The 16,381-nt window shown below is 60.4% G+C and carries 16 protein-coding genes; 11 read left to right on the forward strand and 5 right to left on the reverse strand.

Annotation, left to right across the window (positions count from 1 at the left end):
• Positions 1 to 318 (forward strand): DinB family protein (locus ACZ89R_RS00005; protein WP_476241460.1); only part of this gene is annotated, 318 nt, incomplete at its 5' end.
• 149 nt (positions 319 to 467) lie between these two features.
• On the opposite strand, the gene ACZ89R_RS00010 is transcribed toward ACZ89R_RS00005, so the two are convergent.
• Positions 468 to 1,862, reverse strand: a complete 1,395-nt coding sequence (locus tag ACZ89R_RS00010; RefSeq protein WP_429547172.1) for a sensor histidine kinase — start codon at positions 1,860 to 1,862, stop codon at positions 468 to 470.
• Positions 1,840 to 2,523: a response regulator transcription factor gene (locus ACZ89R_RS00015; RefSeq protein WP_192342768.1), complete on the reverse strand. Its 684-nt coding sequence runs from the start codon at positions 2,521 to 2,523 to the stop codon at positions 1,840 to 1,842. The genes ACZ89R_RS00010 and ACZ89R_RS00015 overlap by 23 nt, the downstream gene beginning before the upstream one ends.
• Before the next feature lie 161 nt (positions 2,524 to 2,684).
• On the opposite strand from ACZ89R_RS00015, the gene ACZ89R_RS00020 reads away from it, so the two are divergent.
• The 3 genes from ACZ89R_RS00020 to ACZ89R_RS00030 all read left to right on the forward strand — a co-directional run bounded on the left by ACZ89R_RS00020 (position 2,685) and on the right by ACZ89R_RS00030 (position 4,913).
• Complete coding sequence (locus ACZ89R_RS00020) at positions 2,685 to 3,008, forward strand: YdcA family protein (RefSeq protein WP_429547928.1); 324 nt, start codon at positions 2,685 to 2,687, stop codon at positions 3,006 to 3,008.
• 182 nt (positions 3,009 to 3,190) lie between these two features.
• Entirely contained in the window at positions 3,191 to 4,141 is a 951-nt protein-coding gene (locus tag ACZ89R_RS00025) for a hypothetical protein (RefSeq protein ID WP_429547171.1), read from the forward strand.
• Positions 4,142 to 4,373: 232 nt separating this feature from the next.
• Positions 4,374 to 4,913, forward strand: a complete 540-nt coding sequence (locus ACZ89R_RS00030) for a hypothetical protein (RefSeq protein ID WP_429547170.1) — start codon at positions 4,374 to 4,376, stop codon at positions 4,911 to 4,913.
• Between the two features lie 155 nt (positions 4,914 to 5,068).
• Here ACZ89R_RS00030 and ACZ89R_RS00035 read toward each other — a convergent pair whose 3' ends face one another.
• The 3 genes from ACZ89R_RS00035 to ACZ89R_RS00045 all read right to left on the reverse strand — a co-directional run bounded on the left by ACZ89R_RS00035 (position 5,069) and on the right by ACZ89R_RS00045 (position 7,015).
• Positions 5,069 to 5,680: a glutathione S-transferase gene (locus ACZ89R_RS00035; RefSeq protein WP_429547169.1), complete on the reverse strand. Its 612-nt coding sequence runs from the start codon at positions 5,678 to 5,680 to the stop codon at positions 5,069 to 5,071.
• A gap of 102 nt (positions 5,681 to 5,782) precedes the next feature.
• Positions 5,783 to 6,703 carry a MurR/RpiR family transcriptional regulator gene (locus tag ACZ89R_RS00040; RefSeq protein ID WP_007907898.1) on the reverse strand — a complete coding sequence of 307 codons (921 nt, stop codon included), beginning with the start codon at positions 6,701 to 6,703 and terminating at the stop codon, positions 5,783 to 5,785.
• A 168-nt stretch (positions 6,704 to 6,871) separates the two neighbouring features.
• The gene (locus tag ACZ89R_RS00045; RefSeq protein WP_429547168.1) at positions 6,872 to 7,015 is read right to left on the reverse strand and encodes a hypothetical protein; all 144 of its coding nucleotides are present in this window, start codon (positions 7,013 to 7,015) and stop codon (positions 6,872 to 6,874) included.
• On the opposite strand from ACZ89R_RS00045, the gene ACZ89R_RS00050 reads away from it, so the two are divergent.
• From ACZ89R_RS00050 to iolG, 7 genes are all read left to right on the forward strand, one after another.
• On the forward strand, positions 7,014 to 8,951 hold the full coding sequence (locus ACZ89R_RS00050) for a bifunctional 5-dehydro-2-deoxygluconokinase/5-dehydro-2-deoxyphosphogluconate aldolase (RefSeq protein ID WP_429547167.1): 1,938 nt from the start codon (positions 7,014 to 7,016) through the stop codon (positions 8,949 to 8,951). The two genes, ACZ89R_RS00045 and ACZ89R_RS00050, sit on opposite strands and share 2 nt — an antisense overlap.
• Before the next feature lie 167 nt (positions 8,952 to 9,118).
• Positions 9,119 to 10,009 carry a myo-inosose-2 dehydratase gene (iolE, locus tag ACZ89R_RS00055; protein WP_429547166.1) on the forward strand — a complete coding sequence of 297 codons (891 nt, stop codon included), beginning with the start codon at positions 9,119 to 9,121 and terminating at the stop codon, positions 10,007 to 10,009.
• A complete protein-coding gene (gene iolB, locus ACZ89R_RS00060; RefSeq protein ID WP_429547165.1) occupies positions 10,009 to 10,818 on the forward strand; it encodes a 5-deoxy-glucuronate isomerase in 810 nt (269 codons plus the stop codon). Before iolE ends, iolB begins: the two co-directional genes overlap by 1 nt.
• Positions 10,819 to 10,862: 44 nt before the next feature.
• The gene (locus ACZ89R_RS00065; RefSeq protein ID WP_429547164.1) at positions 10,863 to 12,365 is read left to right on the forward strand and encodes a CoA-acylating methylmalonate-semialdehyde dehydrogenase; all 1,503 of its coding nucleotides are present in this window, start codon (positions 10,863 to 10,865) and stop codon (positions 12,363 to 12,365) included.
• Between the two features lie 26 nt (positions 12,366 to 12,391).
• The gene (locus ACZ89R_RS00070; protein ID WP_429547163.1) at positions 12,392 to 13,213 is read left to right on the forward strand and encodes a TIM barrel protein; all 822 of its coding nucleotides are present in this window, start codon (positions 12,392 to 12,394) and stop codon (positions 13,211 to 13,213) included.
• A 130-nt stretch (positions 13,214 to 13,343) separates the two neighbouring features.
• On the forward strand, positions 13,344 to 15,275 hold the full coding sequence (gene iolD, locus ACZ89R_RS00075; RefSeq protein ID WP_429547162.1) for a 3D-(3,5/4)-trihydroxycyclohexane-1,2-dione acylhydrolase (decyclizing): 1,932 nt from the start codon (positions 13,344 to 13,346) through the stop codon (positions 15,273 to 15,275).
• A 31-nt stretch (positions 15,276 to 15,306) separates the two neighbouring features.
• Positions 15,307 to 16,332: a bifunctional inositol 2-dehydrogenase/D-chiro-inositol 1-dehydrogenase gene (gene iolG / locus ACZ89R_RS00080; RefSeq protein WP_429547161.1), complete on the forward strand. Its 1,026-nt coding sequence runs from the start codon at positions 15,307 to 15,309 to the stop codon at positions 16,330 to 16,332.
• Positions 16,333 to 16,381 lie beyond the last annotated feature (49 nt).

The raw sequence follows: 16,381 nt of genomic DNA on the forward strand, positions 1-16,381 counted from the left end.
GGCCGAGGGCACGACTTCAAAACCTCACATGACCTGCTCCATACCGAACTCCCCGAGTTGCGAATGGCGCAACAGGAGATCGATCAATGGTTCTGTGGATGGAGTGCGGCCCAGACCGACGACTCGCTGGATCAACCCATCGAATTCACCTCCGTCTCGGGGGAAAGCGGGATCATGAGCGCCGGCGCGATGCTGTTGCATGTGGTCAACCACGCCAGTTATCACCGAGGCTGGGTGGTCCAGATGTACGTCGAGATTCCGGCCTTGCCGCCGATCACCGACCTGCCGGTGTTTCTGCGCGAGGTTCCGGGGTATTGAATCGAGTTCCCCTGCCCAAGCAAATCCCCTGTGGGAGCGAGCCTGCTCGCGATAGCGCAGTGTCAGACAACATCAATGTTGACTGGAAGGCCGCCATCGCGAGCAGGCTCGCTCCCACAGGGGGGCTCTTCTTTGTCAGTGAATGAGTGTCAGGCCTGAGGAATCAAACTCTGCCGGCAATCAAGTACCAACAGCGCACCACCCAGTTCGCTGCTGCCCACTTCCAGCGTAAACCCATGCAGGCTGACAATCGCCGCGACGATCGACAACCCCAGCCCGAAACCGCTTTGCGGGTTACCGCCCTCGGCGCGATAGAAGCGCTGAAACACCGCCTCACGCTCGGCCAGCGCAATGCCGGGGCCGGAGTCGAGTACTTCGATTCGTGTATGCCCGGCGTCATTCATCCCACGCAAAATCACCTTGCCACCCGGCGGCGTGAATTTGATCGAGTTGCTCAGCAAATTCGCCACGGCTTCGAACAGCAGCGCCCGGTCGCCGTTGAACCGGGGCAGGGACTCGGGCAGTTGCAGTTCAAAGGTCAATTGGCCTTCTTCCGCTAGCGGCAGATAAAAGTCATGCAACTCTTGCAGCAACGGCACCGGGTCCAGTTGCACGAAACCCGAACGGCGCTGGCGATCCTCCAGCTCGGAAATTCGCAGCAAGCCACGAAAACGCGCCATCAAGGTATCGGCCTCGCCGAGCACCGAATCCAGTTGCACGGCCAGCGTCGAACCGTCATCGGCCTGCTGCTGAATCCGGTACAGCTGCGCCCGCAGGCGCGTCAGCGGTGTGCGCAAGTCATGGGCGATGTTGTCGCACACGCCTTTGACCTCGTTCATCAAGCGTTCGATGCGTTCGAGCATGGCGTTGACGATGGCGGCGAGCATGTCCAGCTCATCACGGCGGTTGGACAGCGGCAGGCGTCTGGTCAAGTCGCCGGCGACGATGGCTTCGGCGCTGGCCTGGATCGCCCGGATCCGCCGCAGCGGGCGCCGTCGCAATAAGTGCCAGCCGGCGATACCGGGCAGAATGGTCAGCGACACGCCCCACAGCAGCGCGTGCAGAATGATCCGGGTCACCGCAAACAACGAACCGTTGTCCCGCACCAGTACCAGCCAGCGCCCGTCCAGGGTCCGGGTCGCCGCGGCATCGCAACTGTCGGCGGGTAAAGTCGGGTCGTCGGCGTCGACGCAGTCGCTGAGGATGTGAATCTTGCCGTCCAGCGGCAGGCCTTGGGGGATCTGGCGCAAGGGGCCACTGAGGTAGCGCCGCTGGTCATCGAACAGGCCATAGGCATCGATGCCGCGAACGTCGAAGGTCACACTGGCGGCGAGGGCGTCCTCCAGTTGCGCGCCCTGAAATCGGGAAAACAGATGCTGACGTTGCATCAACGAATGCTTGGCCAGGGTGTCCAGATAGCTGGACACCTCGTAGTACATGACCCCCATGAGAATCCCGCTCCAGGCCACGAACAGCGAACTGTAGAGTGCCAGCAAGCGGCTGCTGGAGGAACGCCAGCCTTTAGAGGGGTTCAGCAATGACATAACCCGAGCCTCGCACCGTCCGAATCAGTGGGACTTTGCCTGGCGGGTCGATCTTTTTGCGCAGACGGCCGATGTGCACGTCGATCAGGTTGGTGCCGGGGTCGAAGTGATAACCCCAGACCTCTTCGAAAATCATCATCCGCGACAGAATCTGCCCGGTGTTGCGCATCAAAAATTCCAGCAACTTGTACTCGGTGGGCAACAGCGTCAGCAACTGGCTGTCGCGGCTGGCCTCGTGGCTGATCAGGTTCAGCTCCAGATCCGCCACGCGCAATGTGGTGGCCTGGGCGGTCACGGTGTTCTGCCGGCGCAGCAAGACTTCGACCCGGGCGGCCATTTCATCGGTGGCGAATGGTTTGGTCAGGTAATCGTCGCCCCCGGCGCGCAGGCCGCGCACCCGTTCATCGACATCGGAGAGGGCGCTGATCATCAGGATCGGCGTGACGACGCCCATGGTGCGCAGGGTGGTGACAATCGCCAGGCCATCAAGCTCCGGCAGCATGCGGTCGAGGGTGATCAGGTCGTAGTCACCGCTGACCGCGCGCGCAAGACCCTCGCGGCCATTGTCGACCCAATCCACGTCGAGGCCGTGGCTACTCAGTTCAGCGACGATTTCCCGGGCGGTCACAGCGTCGTCTTCGATGGTCAAGATGCGGGTCATAGGGCTTGCCTGATAATCGGTTCAATACGAAGTGGGGCTCATTTTGCCAAGAATTACGCGCGACTTTTTAAATTAACTTTCATGTTGTCTCGTGAGCCTGGCTGGAACGTTGATATCATCCGGCCATAACTCTAAAGGGAAGCTGTACTGTGCGCACTTTAATGGTTCGTGGCTGGATGCCGATGTTTTTGCTGTTGTTGTGCATGGTCGGCTCCTCCGCCTGGGCTGCCAACACGCCATGTTCGGGGAAGAAGGGCGGCATCGATCGTTGCGACGGCGATCTGTTCCTGTGCAATGACGGTTCCATCAGTGGTTCGAAGAAAAGCTGTTCGGCGATGTTTGGTAGTCAAAGCCAGGCGCGTCCGCAGACGCTGTTGCAGGATTCCGATGGCTGCGCCTGCGGCACCGGCACGTTCTGCACCGGGCCAAGAGGCGGGGTGTATTGCCTGACGCCCAGCGGCAACAAGAGCTACAAGCGCAAGTAATTCGTTTAGCGCAATGCATAAAACCCGCCGATATGGCTGGCTCCTTGCAAACTGCATGACCCTGAGAAGTTCATTGTTTTCAACTATTTGAAATAGAACGATTTATTTAAGTAGTGCGACTGGCACGTTGACTGCAATTGCTCGTTTGACGAGTTGTAATACCTGCCTGGAGCACTACAACAATGAACAGATCCTCTGATGGTTTTTATCCTGTCGCAGATGAGTTCAGCACGCTCTCGGGCGTGTCCTGGGCCGCTATTTTCGCCGGGGCCGCGGCGGCTGCGGCGTTGTCGCTGATCCTCGTGCTGCTTGGGTTCGGCCTGGGTTTTTCGGCGGTTTCGCCGTGGGCCCATGAAGGCGTCAGCGCCAAAAGCCTGGGTATCTCGACGATTATCTGGCTGGCCTTTACCCAGATCGTGGCGTCCGGGCTCGGCGGCTACATCGCCGGTCGCCTGCGGGTGAGGTGGGCCTACCTGCACGGCGATGAGGTCTACTTCCGTGACACGGCCCATGGCTTCCTGGCCTGGTGTATCGCGACGCTGGTGACCGCAACGCTGGTGGTCGGTTCGGTCAGCAACATCGTCAGCGGCGGCGTGCAGGCCGGAGCAACGGTCGCCGGCAGTGCCGCCAGCGCCATGACCCAGGCTGCCGGTAGCGCGCTCGGTCATACCGACAATGACCCGTACGGTTACTTCATCGACAGCCTGTTTCGTGATGATCGACCCGTCGCTGTCAGCGAGGACGCCGTCAATGGCACCGTCACCCGGATCTTCGCGCGCAGCCTGCGTAACGACGGTCAATTGGCGCCCGAGGATCGGACCTACCTGGCACAACTGGTCGCGCAGCGGACCAACCTTACTCAAGCGGATGCCGAGCGCCGTGTCGATGAAGTCTATGCCCGCACCCAGAAAGCCGTTGCCGACGCCAAACTGGCGGCGCAACAAGCGGCTGACACCGCAGCTAAAGTCGCAGCCTTGACCGCGTTGTGGATGTTTGTCGCGCTGCTGGCCGGTGCATTTTTTGCCAGCCTCGCCGCGATCTTCGGCGGTCGTCGTCGGGATGCCGTGGAGTACCTGGAAACCGATGCCTACGTAACCACCACCACAACCACGACGCTGCCACCTGTTCGCTAACCCAGGAGAACCTTCATGCGCTCTATATTGCTGTTCTTTCTCGGCGTACCGATCCCGATCATCATTCTGATTGCCTTGCTCACGTGACCCCTTTGAGGCACTTGCTTGCGCCGCTTCTACTTCAGGTAGAAGCGGCGTTTTGCTTTTCGGATGCCCAAGCAGCGAGAATCGCCCCAGCGGGAGCACATCCGCTCCCGCTTTTAATGTTGTGTTGCCTCACAGGAGAAATACCTTGGACAAAAAGGAAAGCAAACGGCAACTGGTGACGATGCTCGAAAGCGGGCGTTCGAAGACCGAAATTTTCAAGACACTGTCCGGCGGCGAGGTCAAGGATCGGGTGCTAGCGTACTGGATCGGTGCCTATGCAGATCCTGCGCTGTGTCAGCGGCATTCCGGCAAGATCAAGACCTTACTTTTTCTGACCATTGTCCAAGCGTTGCTCGGTGCTGTCTTCGGGTTCTTCCTCGGCTCGATGATCGGGCCAGGTGCCGCTGTGTTTTTCACCCTGTTTGCCGCAGGGATGCCGTTGCTGTTCGCTTGGGGTTTTTATAAGAACGTCGCCCAGGCCTACACTATTTACGTGATCCTTTCCCTGAGCCAGTTTCCGCGAATGTTCCAGGGGTTTGAGGAAGATCCGTTGCTGACGCTCATGGGTGCGGCAATCACCTTGGGCATGGTGTTGTTCGTCGCTTACCTCAAGACGCTGTTGTTCCCGGACTTGGGGTTCCTCGGCTCGAAGAAGGTCAAAGGACGCTACGTGTTTTCCAGCTGAAGATCGGTGCCGAGCGCGGCAGAAATGGAATGCTTGAGGACACCTTCGCGGGCAAGTCGGATCGCCGCACCGCTCGCTCCTACAGGTAGCTCGCATGATCGGCGATGACCTGTGATGATCGTTCCCACGCAGAGCATGGGAACGATCGTTGTGGCTCAGTTAATCGGCGTACCGACAAACACCTCAAGCCCCTCGGCATACACCGTGAAGGCGCTGATCCGAGGAAACTGCGCGGCTTCCACCTGATCCGGCACCACCAGGTTGGTAAAACTCCAGGCCACCGCCAGGGTAATCCCCTCCTGCGCAATCGAACCGTCGGTTTTCAGTGGCTGCTTTTCCAACTCTCGCTCCAGCGCCGAATACGCCGCGGCCAATTGCCCTTCGACCCGTTCCACCCAGGGCGCGTACTGAATCTCCGCCGGCCGCAGGTTGCGTTCGTAGTAAAGCTGCACCGACTTCTCACACGCCGCCAACGCCAGGCCGGTCAGCCGTAGTGAGCGCAAGCGTTGCTCCAGATCGTTGGGTATCAGGCTTTTACCCGGCGCGGCCAGAGCTTCCAGGTAGTCGATGATCAGCGTCGAATCCATCAACACCTCGCCGTCATCCAGCACCAGGGTCGGCGCCTTCACCACCGGGTTGATCTGCTGGAATTGCTCGAAGGTCCTGAACACCGAAACCGACTCGTGCTCCAGCGGTATGCCCAGGCATTTGGCGGAAATGGCGACGCGCCGCACGTAGGGTGAATCCAGCATGCCGATCAGTTTCATTGAGCCTCTCCTCGACGGTCCTTGGGGGATGGACAACCTTAGCTGAGGTTCAGCGACCTGCAAACAGCCTCGCGCTAATCCTCGGAGGCTAATCCTCAAAGGCTAATCCTCAAAGCCCACCTGCTCATGAATCTCATCGACCTTCAATTCCAGCCGATAAGCCACGGCGATAAACAGCGCCTGGCACAGGCACAAGGTCGCACTCAGCGAGCGGAAGGCAAACGAACTGCCTTCGTTGACCAACAGCACCGTGTTGGCGCGCTTGGCCAACGGTGAAAGGTTGCTGTCGGTGATGATCAGGGTTTTCGCCTGATGGTGCTGGGCAATACGCAGGCAGTGCTGGGTTTCCTTGCCGTAGGGCGTAAAGCTGATGGCGATCACCAGGTCATTGGCGCGCACGCTGCGCATCTGCTCGCGATAACTGCCGCCCAGGCCCGACACCAGATGGATGCGCTTGTTGGTGTGTTGCAGGTTGTAGACCAGATAATCGGCCACCGCGAACGAGCGGCGCACCCCGACCACGTAGATGTTGTCGGCATTCACCACCAGGTCCACGGCTTTGTCGAAGGCTTGGTCATCGAGTTCCAGCCCCAGCCGCTCGATGCCCGACAGGGTGGCGTTGATGCATTCGCGCGCCAGATCGCCGCCGCTGGCCTTCTGGGACTTGTTGGCGATCATGCTGCGAATACGCTGCTGGTAATTCTGCACCGGCGTGGTCTTGTGGGTGTAGGCCTCGCGAAACAGCGCCTGCATTTCGCTGAAACCACTGAAGCCGAAACGCTGGGAAAACCGCACGATGGCCGACGGGTGCACTTCGCATTCACGGGCGATATCACTGATGCGGTCGACCATGATCCGGTCGCTCTGCTGGCTCATATAGCTGGCGATGCGTTTGAGCTGGCGCGGCAGGCTTTCGTATTCATCGGTGATCAACTGCAACAAACGCTCGGCATTGATCGGAGGGCTGGCGAGATCGCTGTCGGGCGTGCTCTCGGTCGTAGCCGGCTGATCGGTGCGGGACATAAGGAATCCTTCTGGCTTGTGCTTATAGAGATGACAGGCGGGTCATCCCCTGACAATAGGGTTGGCTGTGCGCAGTCTACAGGGTAGGCCGGAATAAAATCTTGAGCTTGCGCCCGCCTTGGGGTCTGCTGAAACGATGCACTGCGTCTGGAACGCTTGTGCAGAAGTTTATTGGAAAAAATATTCCACGTAAAAAATATTTGGAATAATTATTGATTGTTCGGTCCCGGTCGTTTTAGTCTGCATCCACCAAGAGTGTTCGGCGCCTTCATCGCCCGAACGCAGGCTGATAAAAATAACAGGAGCCAGCATGGGCCAGACTCGTTTTGCCAGTGGGCGTCAATTGGATCTGATTTGCCTGGGGCGCCTAGGCGTCGACCTCTATGCGCAGCAAGTCGGAGCGCGGCTGGAGGATGTAAGCAGCTTCGCCAAATACCTCGGCGGTTCGTCCGCCAACATCGCCTTCGGCACCGCTCGGCTGGGTCTGAAATCGGCGATGCTGAGCCGGGTAGGGGACGACCACATGGGCCGCTTCCTCGTTGAATCGCTGACCCGCGAAGGCTGCGACGTCAGCGGCATCAAGGTCGATCCGGAACGCCTGACCGCCATGGTCCTGCTGGGCCTCAAGGACCGCGAAACCTTTCCGCTGGTGTTCTACCGCGAAAACTGCGCCGACATGGCGTTACGCGCCGAAGACATCAACGAAGCCTTCATTGCTTCCAGCAAAGCCCTGCTGATTACCGGCACCCATTTCTCCACCGACGGCGTCTACAAGGCGAGCATTCAGGCGCTGGACTATGCCGAGAAGCACAACGTCAAACGGGTGCTGGACATCGACTACCGCCCGGTGCTCTGGGGGCTGGCCGGCAAGGCGGACGGCGAAACCCGGTTCGTCGCTGATCAGAACGTCAGCCAGCATGTGCAGAAAATCCTCCCGCGTTTCGACCTGATCGTCGGCACTGAAGAAGAATTCCTGATTGCCGGGGGCTCCGAGGATTTGCTCACTGCGCTGCGCAATGTCCGGCAACTGAGCGCGGCGACGTTGGTGGTCAAACTCGGCCCGCAAGGCTGCACGGTGATTCACGGAGCGATTCCGGCGCGTCTGGAAGACGGCGCGATCTATCCCGGCGTGCGCGTCGAAGTGCTGAATGTGCTGGGGGCCGGCGATGCGTTCATGTCGGGTTTCCTCAGCGGCTGGCTGGAGGACGCCAGCGACGAGCGTTGCTGCCAGTTGGCCAATGCCTGTGGCGCTCTGGTGGTGTCGCGCCATGCCTGCGCCCCGGCGATGCCGACCCGCGCCGAACTCGATTACTTGTTCAGCAGCCCGGTGCCAATCACCCGGCCGGATCAGGACGCCGTGTTGCAGCGCCTGCATCAAGTCAGCGTGCCGCGCAAACAGTGGAAACAACTGTTCATCTTTGCCTTCGATCATCGCGGGCAGTTGGTGGAGCTGGCCCACAAGGGCGGTCGCGACCTGAACGCGATCGGCGAACTCAAACAACTCTTTATCCAGGCCGTGGAACGGGTCGAAGCGGATTTGCGTGAGCAGGGCGTCGACGCCGACGTTGGTTTGCTGGCCGATCAACGTTTCGGTCAGGACGCGCTGAACGCTGCCACCGGTCGCGGCTGGTGGGTGGCACGGCCGGTGGAGGTGCAGGGCTCGCGGCCATTGGCGTTCGAGCACGGTCGCTCGATCGGCAGCAATCTGATCGCCTGGCCGCAGGAACAAATCATCAAGTGCCTGGTGCAATTCCACCCCGATGACGAACCGCTGCTGCGTCTGGAGCAGGAAGCGCAGATCAAGGGGTTGTATCAGGCGTCGCAAGTCAGCGGTCATGAACTGCTGCTGGAGATCATTCCGCCCAAGGATCACCCGTCCGCGCATCCGGACGTGCTGTATCGCGCGCTGAAACGCCTCTACAACCTGGGCATCTACCCGGCGTGGTGGAAGATCGAAGCGCAAAGCGCCGAGGAATGGAAACAACTCGACGAGCTGATTCAGGAACGCGATCCGTACTGCCGTGGCGTGGTGCTGTTGGGCCTGAATGCGCCAGCGGCGGCGTTGGCCGAAGGGTTTCAGCAGGCCAGCCAGAGCCAGACCTGCCGAGGTTTTGCCGTAGGCCGGACGATTTTCCAGGAACCGAGCCGCGCGTGGATGGCCGGTGAAATCGACGACGAAACGCTGATCCGCCAGGTGCAGGGCACGTTCGTCGAACTGATCGATGCCTGGTGCACGGCCCGGAGTTGAATATTTTCAATATGTGAACACTGAACCTGTAGGAGCGAGCCTGCTCGCGATAGCGGACTGACAGTCAATATTAAAGTCGCCTGACACACCGCTATCGCGAGCAGGCTCGCTCCCACAGGGTTTCGCGCCGCATTCAATGGTTATGTAAAACAATAAAAGGTGCAGCCATGCCCGCTATCCGAATTGGCATCAACCCGATCTCCTGGAGCAACGACGACTTGCCATCCCTGGGGGGCGAGACGCCGTTGAGCACTGCCCTCAGCGAAGGCAAGGACATCGGCTACGAAGGCTTCGAACTCAACGGTAAATTCCCCAAGGATGCCAAAGGCGTCGGCGACGTGCTGCGGCCTTACGATCTGGCGCTGGTGTCCGGCTGGTATTCCAGCCGTCTGGCCCGCCGTTCCGTGGCCGAGGAAATCGACGCCATCGCCAGCCATGTCGAGTTGCTGGCGAAGAACGGCGCCAAGGTGCTGGTCTATGGCGAAGTCGCTGACTCGATTCAAGGCCAGCGCATTCCGCTGGTCGAGCGCCCGCGTTTTCACAGCGAGCAGGCCTGGCAGGAATACGCCGACAAACTCACCGAACTGGCACGCTTTACCCTGTCCCAAGGCGTGCGCCTGGCGTATCACCATCACATGGGCGCCTACGTCGAATCCCCGGCCGACATCGACAAACTGATGGCATTGACCGGCAGCGAAGTCGGCCTGCTGTTCGATTCGGGTCACTGCTACATGGGCGGCGGTGAACCCTTGCAGGTGCTGCGCAAACACATCGAGCGTATCTGCCACGTGCATTTCAAGGACGTGCGCAAACCGGTGGTGCAACTGGCGCGCAACAATCTGTGGAGCTTCCCGGACTGCATCATCAACGGCACCTTCACCGTGCCCGGCGATGGCGACATCGATTTCGGCGCCTTGCTCGACGTACTGCTGGGTGCCGATTACCACGGCTGGCTGGTGGTCGAGGCCGAGCAGGATCCGGCGGTGGCACCGAGTTACGTCTACGCCAAAAAAGGCTACGACACGCTGCGTGCGCTGCTCGACGAGAGGATTAAGTAATGAGCCTCTTGGTCAAAAGCAATGCCCGCGGCCGGACCATGGTCGAGTTGGGGCAGGGTGAACTGGAATACATCGGCTTCGCCGCGTACCGCCTGAGCCTCGGCGAAACCCTGCCGGTCAGCGCCGGTGACAAGGAATTGTGCCTGGTGCTGCTCAGCGGTCGGGTCAGCATCAAGGGCGAAGCGCCGGGGCAGGGCGCGTTCAATTGGGACAACATCGGCGATCGCCAATCGGTGTTCGAAGACAAGTCGCCGTTCGCTGCGTACTTGCCACCGGGCAGTCAGGCGCAAGTGGTCGCACTCAGCGACGTGCAAATCGCCGTTTGCGCCGCGCCCGGTTCGACCGCCGAAAATCACAGCCCACGGCTGATCAAACCCGACAGCATGAAACGCAGCGTGCGTGGCAAGGGCGCCAACACCCGCTACGTCTGCGACATCCTGCCGGACACCGAGCCGGCCCATTCGCTGCTGGTGGTGGAAGTGCGTACGCCGTCGGGTCACTCGTCGAGCTACCCGCCGCACAAGCACGACACCGACGATCTGCCACACCAGAGTTTTCTCGAAGAAACCTATTACCACCAGATCAACCCGCCCCAGGGCTTCGTGTTCCAGCGGGTCTACACCGACGATCGCAGCATCGACCAGGCCATGGCCGTGGAGAACAGCGACCTGGTCGTCGTGCCCAAGGGCTATCACCCGGTCAGCGTGCCCTACGGCTACGAGTCGTATTACCTGAACGTGATGGCCGGGCCGAAACGCGTCTGGCAGTTCCATAACGATCCGCAGCACAGTTGGCTGCTTGAGCTCTGAACTAAAAAGCCTGAATTTCAACATCCGAACGGAGAACAAGAACAATGAGTGACGCCCCGGTAATAGGCCATTACATCGACGGTCAGGTGCAAGACAGCGGCAACGAGCGGTTCAGCAATGTCTTCAATCCGGCCACCGGCGCGGTTCAGGCGCGGGTCGGGCTGGCCAGCCAGAAGACCGTGGACGATGCCGTCGCCTCAGCCCTGAAGGCGTTCCCGGCGTGGTCCGAACAATCGTCCCTGCGCCGTTCGCGGGTGATGTTCAAGTTCAAGGAACTGCTCGACCGCCATCACAATGAACTGGCGGAAATCATCAGCCGCGAACACGGCAAGGTGTTCTCGGACGCCAAGGGCGAAGTGACGCGCGGCATCGAAATTGTCGAGTACGCCTGTGGTGCGCCGAACCTGCTGAAAACCAATTTCAGCGATAACATCGGCGGCGGCATCGACAACTGGAACCTGCGCCAACCGTTGGGCGTGTGTGCCGGCGTAACCCCGTTCAACTTCCCGGTGATGGTGCCGCTGTGGATGATTCCGCTGGCGCTGGTCACCGGTAACTGCTTCATCCTCAAACCGTCCGAGAGAGACCCGTCGGCCAGTTTGCTGATGGCGAAATTATTGACCGAAGCCGGGTTGCCGGACGGTGTGTTCAACGTGGTCCAGGGCGACAAGGCCGCGGTCGACGCCTTGTTGCAACACCCGGACATCGAGGCGATTTCCTTTGTCGGTTCGACGCCGATTGCCGAGTACATCCACCAGCAAGCGACTTCGCGCGGCAAACGCGTACAGGCGCTGGGCGGGGCGAAGAACCACATGATCGTCATGCCCGACGCCGATCTGGACCAAGCGGCAGATGCATTGATCGGCGCCGCGTACGGCTCGGCCGGTGAGCGCTGCATGGCGATTTCGATTGCCGTGGCGGTCGGCGATGTCGGCGACCAGTTGATTGCCAAACTGCTGCCGCGCATCGATCAATTGAAGGTCGGCAATGGCATGCAGGACGACAGCGATATGGGACCGCTGGTGACCGCCGAGCACAAGGCCAAGGTCGAGGGCTTTATCGGCGAAGGCGTGGCCCAGGGCGCGCAGCTGATTGTCGACGGGCGCAACTTCAAGGTGCCGGGGGCCGAGGATGGTTTCTTCGTCGGCGCGACGCTGTTCGACAACGTCACGATCGAGATGAGCATCTACCAGCAAGAGATCTTCGGCCCGGTGCTGGGCATCGTGCGCGTGCCGGATTTCGCCAGCGCCGTGGCGTTGATCAATGCCCATGAATTCGGCAACGGCGTGTCCTGCTTCACCAGCGATGGCGGCATCGCCCGCTCGTTTGCCCGCAACATCAAGGTCGGCATGGTCGGCATCAACGTACCGATTCCGGTACCCATGGCCTGGCACTCGTTCGGCGGCTGGAAGCGCTCGCTGTTCGGTGATCACCACGCTTACGGTGAAGAAGGCATTCGCTTCTACAGCCGCTACAAAAGCGTGATGCAGCGCTGGCCCGACAGCATCGCCAAGGGCCCTGAATTCAGCATGCCGACAGCCAACTAATTCACTTGTGCGGAGAACAACAAAAAATGAGCAAACCCCTGCGTTTCGCCCTGAATCGTATGGTCGCCCCGCGTTTGTCCCTGCCCGCGTTCATCGAGTTGGCGGTGGCCCTCAAGGCCGATGCCATTGAGATCCGCAACGACCTCAAGGGCGTCGAGATCGAGGACGGCACCGCGCCCGCACACGTGCGTGAACTGTGCGCGGCCAAAGGCATCACCGTGCTATCGATCAACGCGCTGTATCCGTTCGATGTGTGGAATGACGAGCGCCGTGCACACGCGCTGAAACTCGCCGCTTATGCCCGTGATTGTGGCGCGCAGGGTTTGGTGATGTGCCCGTTGAACGACCGCGCCGATCCACGAACCGAAGCGCAGCGTGCTTCCGGCCTGCGCACGGCGCTGAGTGAACTGGCGCCGATCCTGCGCGATCACGGCATCCTCGGTTTCATCGAACCGCTGGGTTTCGAAGAGTGCTCGTTGCGGCGCAAACGCACGGCGGTCGACGCGATCAAGGCCATCGGTGGGCTGGATGTGTTCCGTCTGGTGCATGACACCTTTCACCATCACTTGGCCAGCGAACATGAATTCTTCCCCGAGCTGACCGGGCTGGTGCACATCTCCGGCGTCGAAGATGCCGAGGCGCCACTGGCGACCATCCGCGACGGCCATCGGGTGCTGGTGGGCGAGGGCGATATCCTCGGCAACGCGGCGCAGATCGAGACCTTGCTCGCTACTGGCTACAGCGGCTACCTGTCGTTCGAACCGTTCGCCGACAGTGTCCATGGCCTGGCGGATATCCAGACGGCGATTGGCGCGAGCATGGATCACCTGCAGAAATCCCTGAGCTGACATCTCCCCCCCGTAGGAGCTGCCGAAGGCTGCGATCTTTTGATCTTGTTTTTAAGGATCAGGATCAAAAGATCGCAGCCTTCGGCAGCTCCTACAGGGGATCGGATTTGCATACAGAAAAGGTGCAAGCATGACCACAACAAGACTGACCATGGCCCAGGCCCTGGTGAAATTCCTCGATAACCAGTACATCGAGGTCGATGGGGTCCAGAGCAAATTCGTCGCCGGGATCTTTACCATTTTCGGCCACGGTAATGTGCTGGGTCTGGGGCAAGCCCTGGAGCAGGACAGCGGCGACCTGATCGTCCATCAGGGTCGCAACGAGCAAGGCATGGCCCACGCCGCCATCGGGTTTGCCAAGCAACACCTGCGGCGCAAGATCTACGCCTGCTCTTCATCGGTAGGGCCGGGAGCGGCGAACATGCTGACCGCTGCCGCGACGGCCACTGCCAACCGTATTCCCTTGCTGCTGTTGCCCGGCGACGTCTACGCCTGCCGTCAACCGGACCCGGTGCTGCAACAGATCGAGCAGTTCCACGACCTGAGCATCAGCACCAACGATGCGTTCAAGGCCGTGAGCAAATACTGGGACCGCATCAACCGTCCCGAGCAACTGATGACCGCGGCGATCCACGCCATGCGCGTGCTCACCGACCCCGCCGAAACCGGCGCGGTGACCCTGGCCTTGCCGCAAGACGTGCAGGCCGAGGCGTACGACTACCCCGATTACTTCCTGCAAAAACGCGTGCACCGCATCGAGCGCCGCCCGGCCACCGAAGCGATGCTCGGTGATGCGTTGGCCCTGTTCAAAGGCAAGCGCAAGCCGCTGATCATCTGCGGCGGTGGGGTCAAATATTCCGGCGCCAATGCAGCGTTGCAGGCGTTCGCCGAGCGCTTCGATATTCCCTTTGCCGAAACCCAGGCCGGCAAGAGCGCGGTGGTGTCCAGCCATCCGCTGAACGTTGGCGGGATCGGCGAAACCGGTTGCCTGGCGGCGAACCTGTTGGCCAAGGATGCTGATTTGATCATCGGTGTCGGCACTCGCTACAGCGATTTCACCACCGCGTCGAAATCCTTGTTCAAGCACCCGGACGTGCAATTTCTCAACCTAAATATCAGCCCTTGTGATGCCCTGAAACTCGACGGCGTGCAACTGCTGGCAGACGCCAAAACCGGCTTGAGCGCCTTGGCCGATGTGTTGGGCGACTATCGCTCCAGCTGGGGTGATCAAACCCGCCAGGCCAAGGCGCAGCTGGATGAGGAAGTGGATCGCATTTATCAGGTTGAGTATCAGGCCGAGAATTTTGTCCCGGAAATCAACGACCACATGGACCCGGCAGTGCTGCGCGAATTCATCGAGCTGACCGGTTCCTGCCTGACCCAGAGCCGGGTGCTCGGCGTGCTCAATCAAACCCTGTCTGATGACGCGGTAATCGTCGCCGCCGCCGGCAGTCTGCCCGGCGACTTGCAACGCAGCTGGCGCAGCAAGGGCGTGAACACTTACCACGTCGAGTACGGTTATTCGTGCATGGGTTACGAGGTGAACGCCGCACTGGGCGTGAAGCTCGCCGAGCCTGAGCGCGAGGTCTACGCACTGGTGGGCGATGGCTCCTACATGATGCTGCACTCGGAGCTGGCGACCTCGATCCAGGAGCGGCGCAAGATCAACGTGGTGCTGCTGGACAACATGACCTTCGGTTGCATCAACAACCTGCAAATGGAACACGGCATGGACAGCTTCGGCACCGAGTTCCGGTTCCGTAACCCGGAAACCGGCAAGCTCGATGGCGGCTTCGTGCCGGTGGATTTCGCCATGAGCGCGGCGGCTTACGGCTGCAAGACTTACAAAGTGAACACCGTTGAACAGTTGCAAGCTGCGTTGGCGGATGCGCGGTTGCAGACGGTGTCGACGCTGATCGATATCAAGGTTTTGCCCAAAACTATGATTCACAAATACCTGTCGTGGTGGCGGGTCGGCGTGGCGCAAGTCTCCACCAGCGCCCGCACCGATGCGGTGGCCAAGACCCTCAATGAACGACTGACCAAGGCCCGTCAATACTGATTGCCCTGAACGAACCCACAGGAGTGTTTATATGTCTTTGCTTTCCAATTCGTTGCGGATCGGCGTTATCGGCACCGGGGCCATCGGCCAGGACCACATCCGTCGTTGCAGCCAGACCTTGCTCAACAGCCAGGTCGTCGCGGTCACCGACATCAATCTGCAGCAAGCGGCCAAGGTCGTTTCCGATCTGAAACTGACGGCCGAGGTCTATCCCGACGGTCATGCGCTGATCAAGGCACCGGAAGTCGAGGCGATCCTCGTGACCTCCTGGGGCCCGAGCCACGAAGAATTTGTACTGGCAGCGATTGCCGCCGGCAAACCGGTGTTCTGCGAGAAACCACTGGCGGTCACCGCCGAAGGGTGCCGCAAGATCGTCGAGGCCGAAGTGGCCCACGGCAAGCGGCTGGTGCAGGTCGGTTTCATGCGCCCGTACGATGAAGGGTATCGGGCGTTGAAAACAGTGATCGACAGCGGCCAGATCGGCGAGCCGTTGATGCTGCACTGCGCCCACCGCAACCCGACCGTGGGTGAAAACTACAAGACTGACATGGCGATCACCGACACGCTGATTCATGAGCTGGACGTGTTGCGCTGGTTGCTCGACGACGATTATGTGTCGGTGCAAGTGGTGTTCCCGCGCAAGACCAGCAAGGCCCACGCCCATTTGAAAGACCCGCAGATCGTGCTGCTGGAAACCGCCAAGGGCACGCGCATTGATGTGGAAGTGTTCGTCAACTGCCAGTACGGCTACGACATCCAGTGCGAAGTGGTGGGGGAGACCGGCATCGCCAAACTGCCGGAGCCGTCGCAGGTTCAATTGCGCAGCGGGGCGAAGCTGTCCAATGCGATTCTGATGGACTGGAAGGATCGTTTCATCGCCGCGTACGACGTCGAGTTGCAGGCGTTTATCGATGGCGTACGGGCCGGGCAGGTCGGCGGGCCGTCGGCATGGGATGGTTTCGCGGCAGCGGTGGCGGCGGATGCCTGCATCGAAGCGCAGAGCAGCGGCCAGATCGTAAAAGTCGGCCTGCCCGACCGCCCCCGCTTCTACGGCTAACCCCAACCTGATCTTTGCTGACACTCATCGATCATGTAGGAGCTGCCGC

This window comes from Pseudomonas sp. TE3728 (genome assembly GCF_056279145.1).

Excerpts from the sequence above, each read along its gene's own strand:
- ACZ89R_RS00010 (WP_429547172.1), bottom strand. The coding sequence starts at position 1,862 with ATGTCATTGCTGAACCCCTCTAAAGGCTGGCGTTCCTCCAGCAGCCGC.
- ACZ89R_RS00015 (WP_192342768.1), bottom strand. The coding sequence starts at position 2,523 with ATGACCCGCATCTTGACCATCGAAGACGACGCTGTGACCGCCCGGGAA.
- ACZ89R_RS00020 (WP_429547928.1), top strand. The coding sequence starts at position 2,685 with ATGGTTCGTGGCTGGATGCCGATGTTTTTGCTGTTGTTGTGCATGGTC.
- ACZ89R_RS00025 (WP_429547171.1), top strand. The coding sequence starts at position 3,191 with ATGAACAGATCCTCTGATGGTTTTTATCCTGTCGCAGATGAGTTCAGC.
- ACZ89R_RS00035 (WP_429547169.1), bottom strand. The coding sequence starts at position 5,680 with ATGAAACTGATCGGCATGCTGGATTCACCCTACGTGCGGCGCGTCGCC.
- ACZ89R_RS00040 (WP_007907898.1), bottom strand. The coding sequence starts at position 6,703 with ATGTCCCGCACCGATCAGCCGGCTACGACCGAGAGCACGCCCGACAGC.
- ACZ89R_RS00050 (WP_429547167.1), top strand. The coding sequence starts at position 7,014 with ATGGGCCAGACTCGTTTTGCCAGTGGGCGTCAATTGGATCTGATTTGC.
- ACZ89R_RS00045 (WP_429547168.1), bottom strand. The coding sequence starts at position 7,015 with ATGCTGGCTCCTGTTATTTTTATCAGCCTGCGTTCGGGCGATGAAGGC.
- iolE (WP_429547166.1), top strand. The coding sequence starts at position 9,119 with ATGCCCGCTATCCGAATTGGCATCAACCCGATCTCCTGGAGCAACGAC.
- iolB (WP_429547165.1), top strand. The coding sequence starts at position 10,009 with ATGAGCCTCTTGGTCAAAAGCAATGCCCGCGGCCGGACCATGGTCGAG.
- ACZ89R_RS00065 (WP_429547164.1), top strand. The coding sequence starts at position 10,863 with ATGAGTGACGCCCCGGTAATAGGCCATTACATCGACGGTCAGGTGCAA.
- ACZ89R_RS00070 (WP_429547163.1), top strand. The coding sequence starts at position 12,392 with ATGAGCAAACCCCTGCGTTTCGCCCTGAATCGTATGGTCGCCCCGCGT.
- iolD (WP_429547162.1), top strand. The coding sequence starts at position 13,344 with ATGACCACAACAAGACTGACCATGGCCCAGGCCCTGGTGAAATTCCTC.
- iolG (WP_429547161.1), top strand. The coding sequence starts at position 15,307 with ATGTCTTTGCTTTCCAATTCGTTGCGGATCGGCGTTATCGGCACCGGG.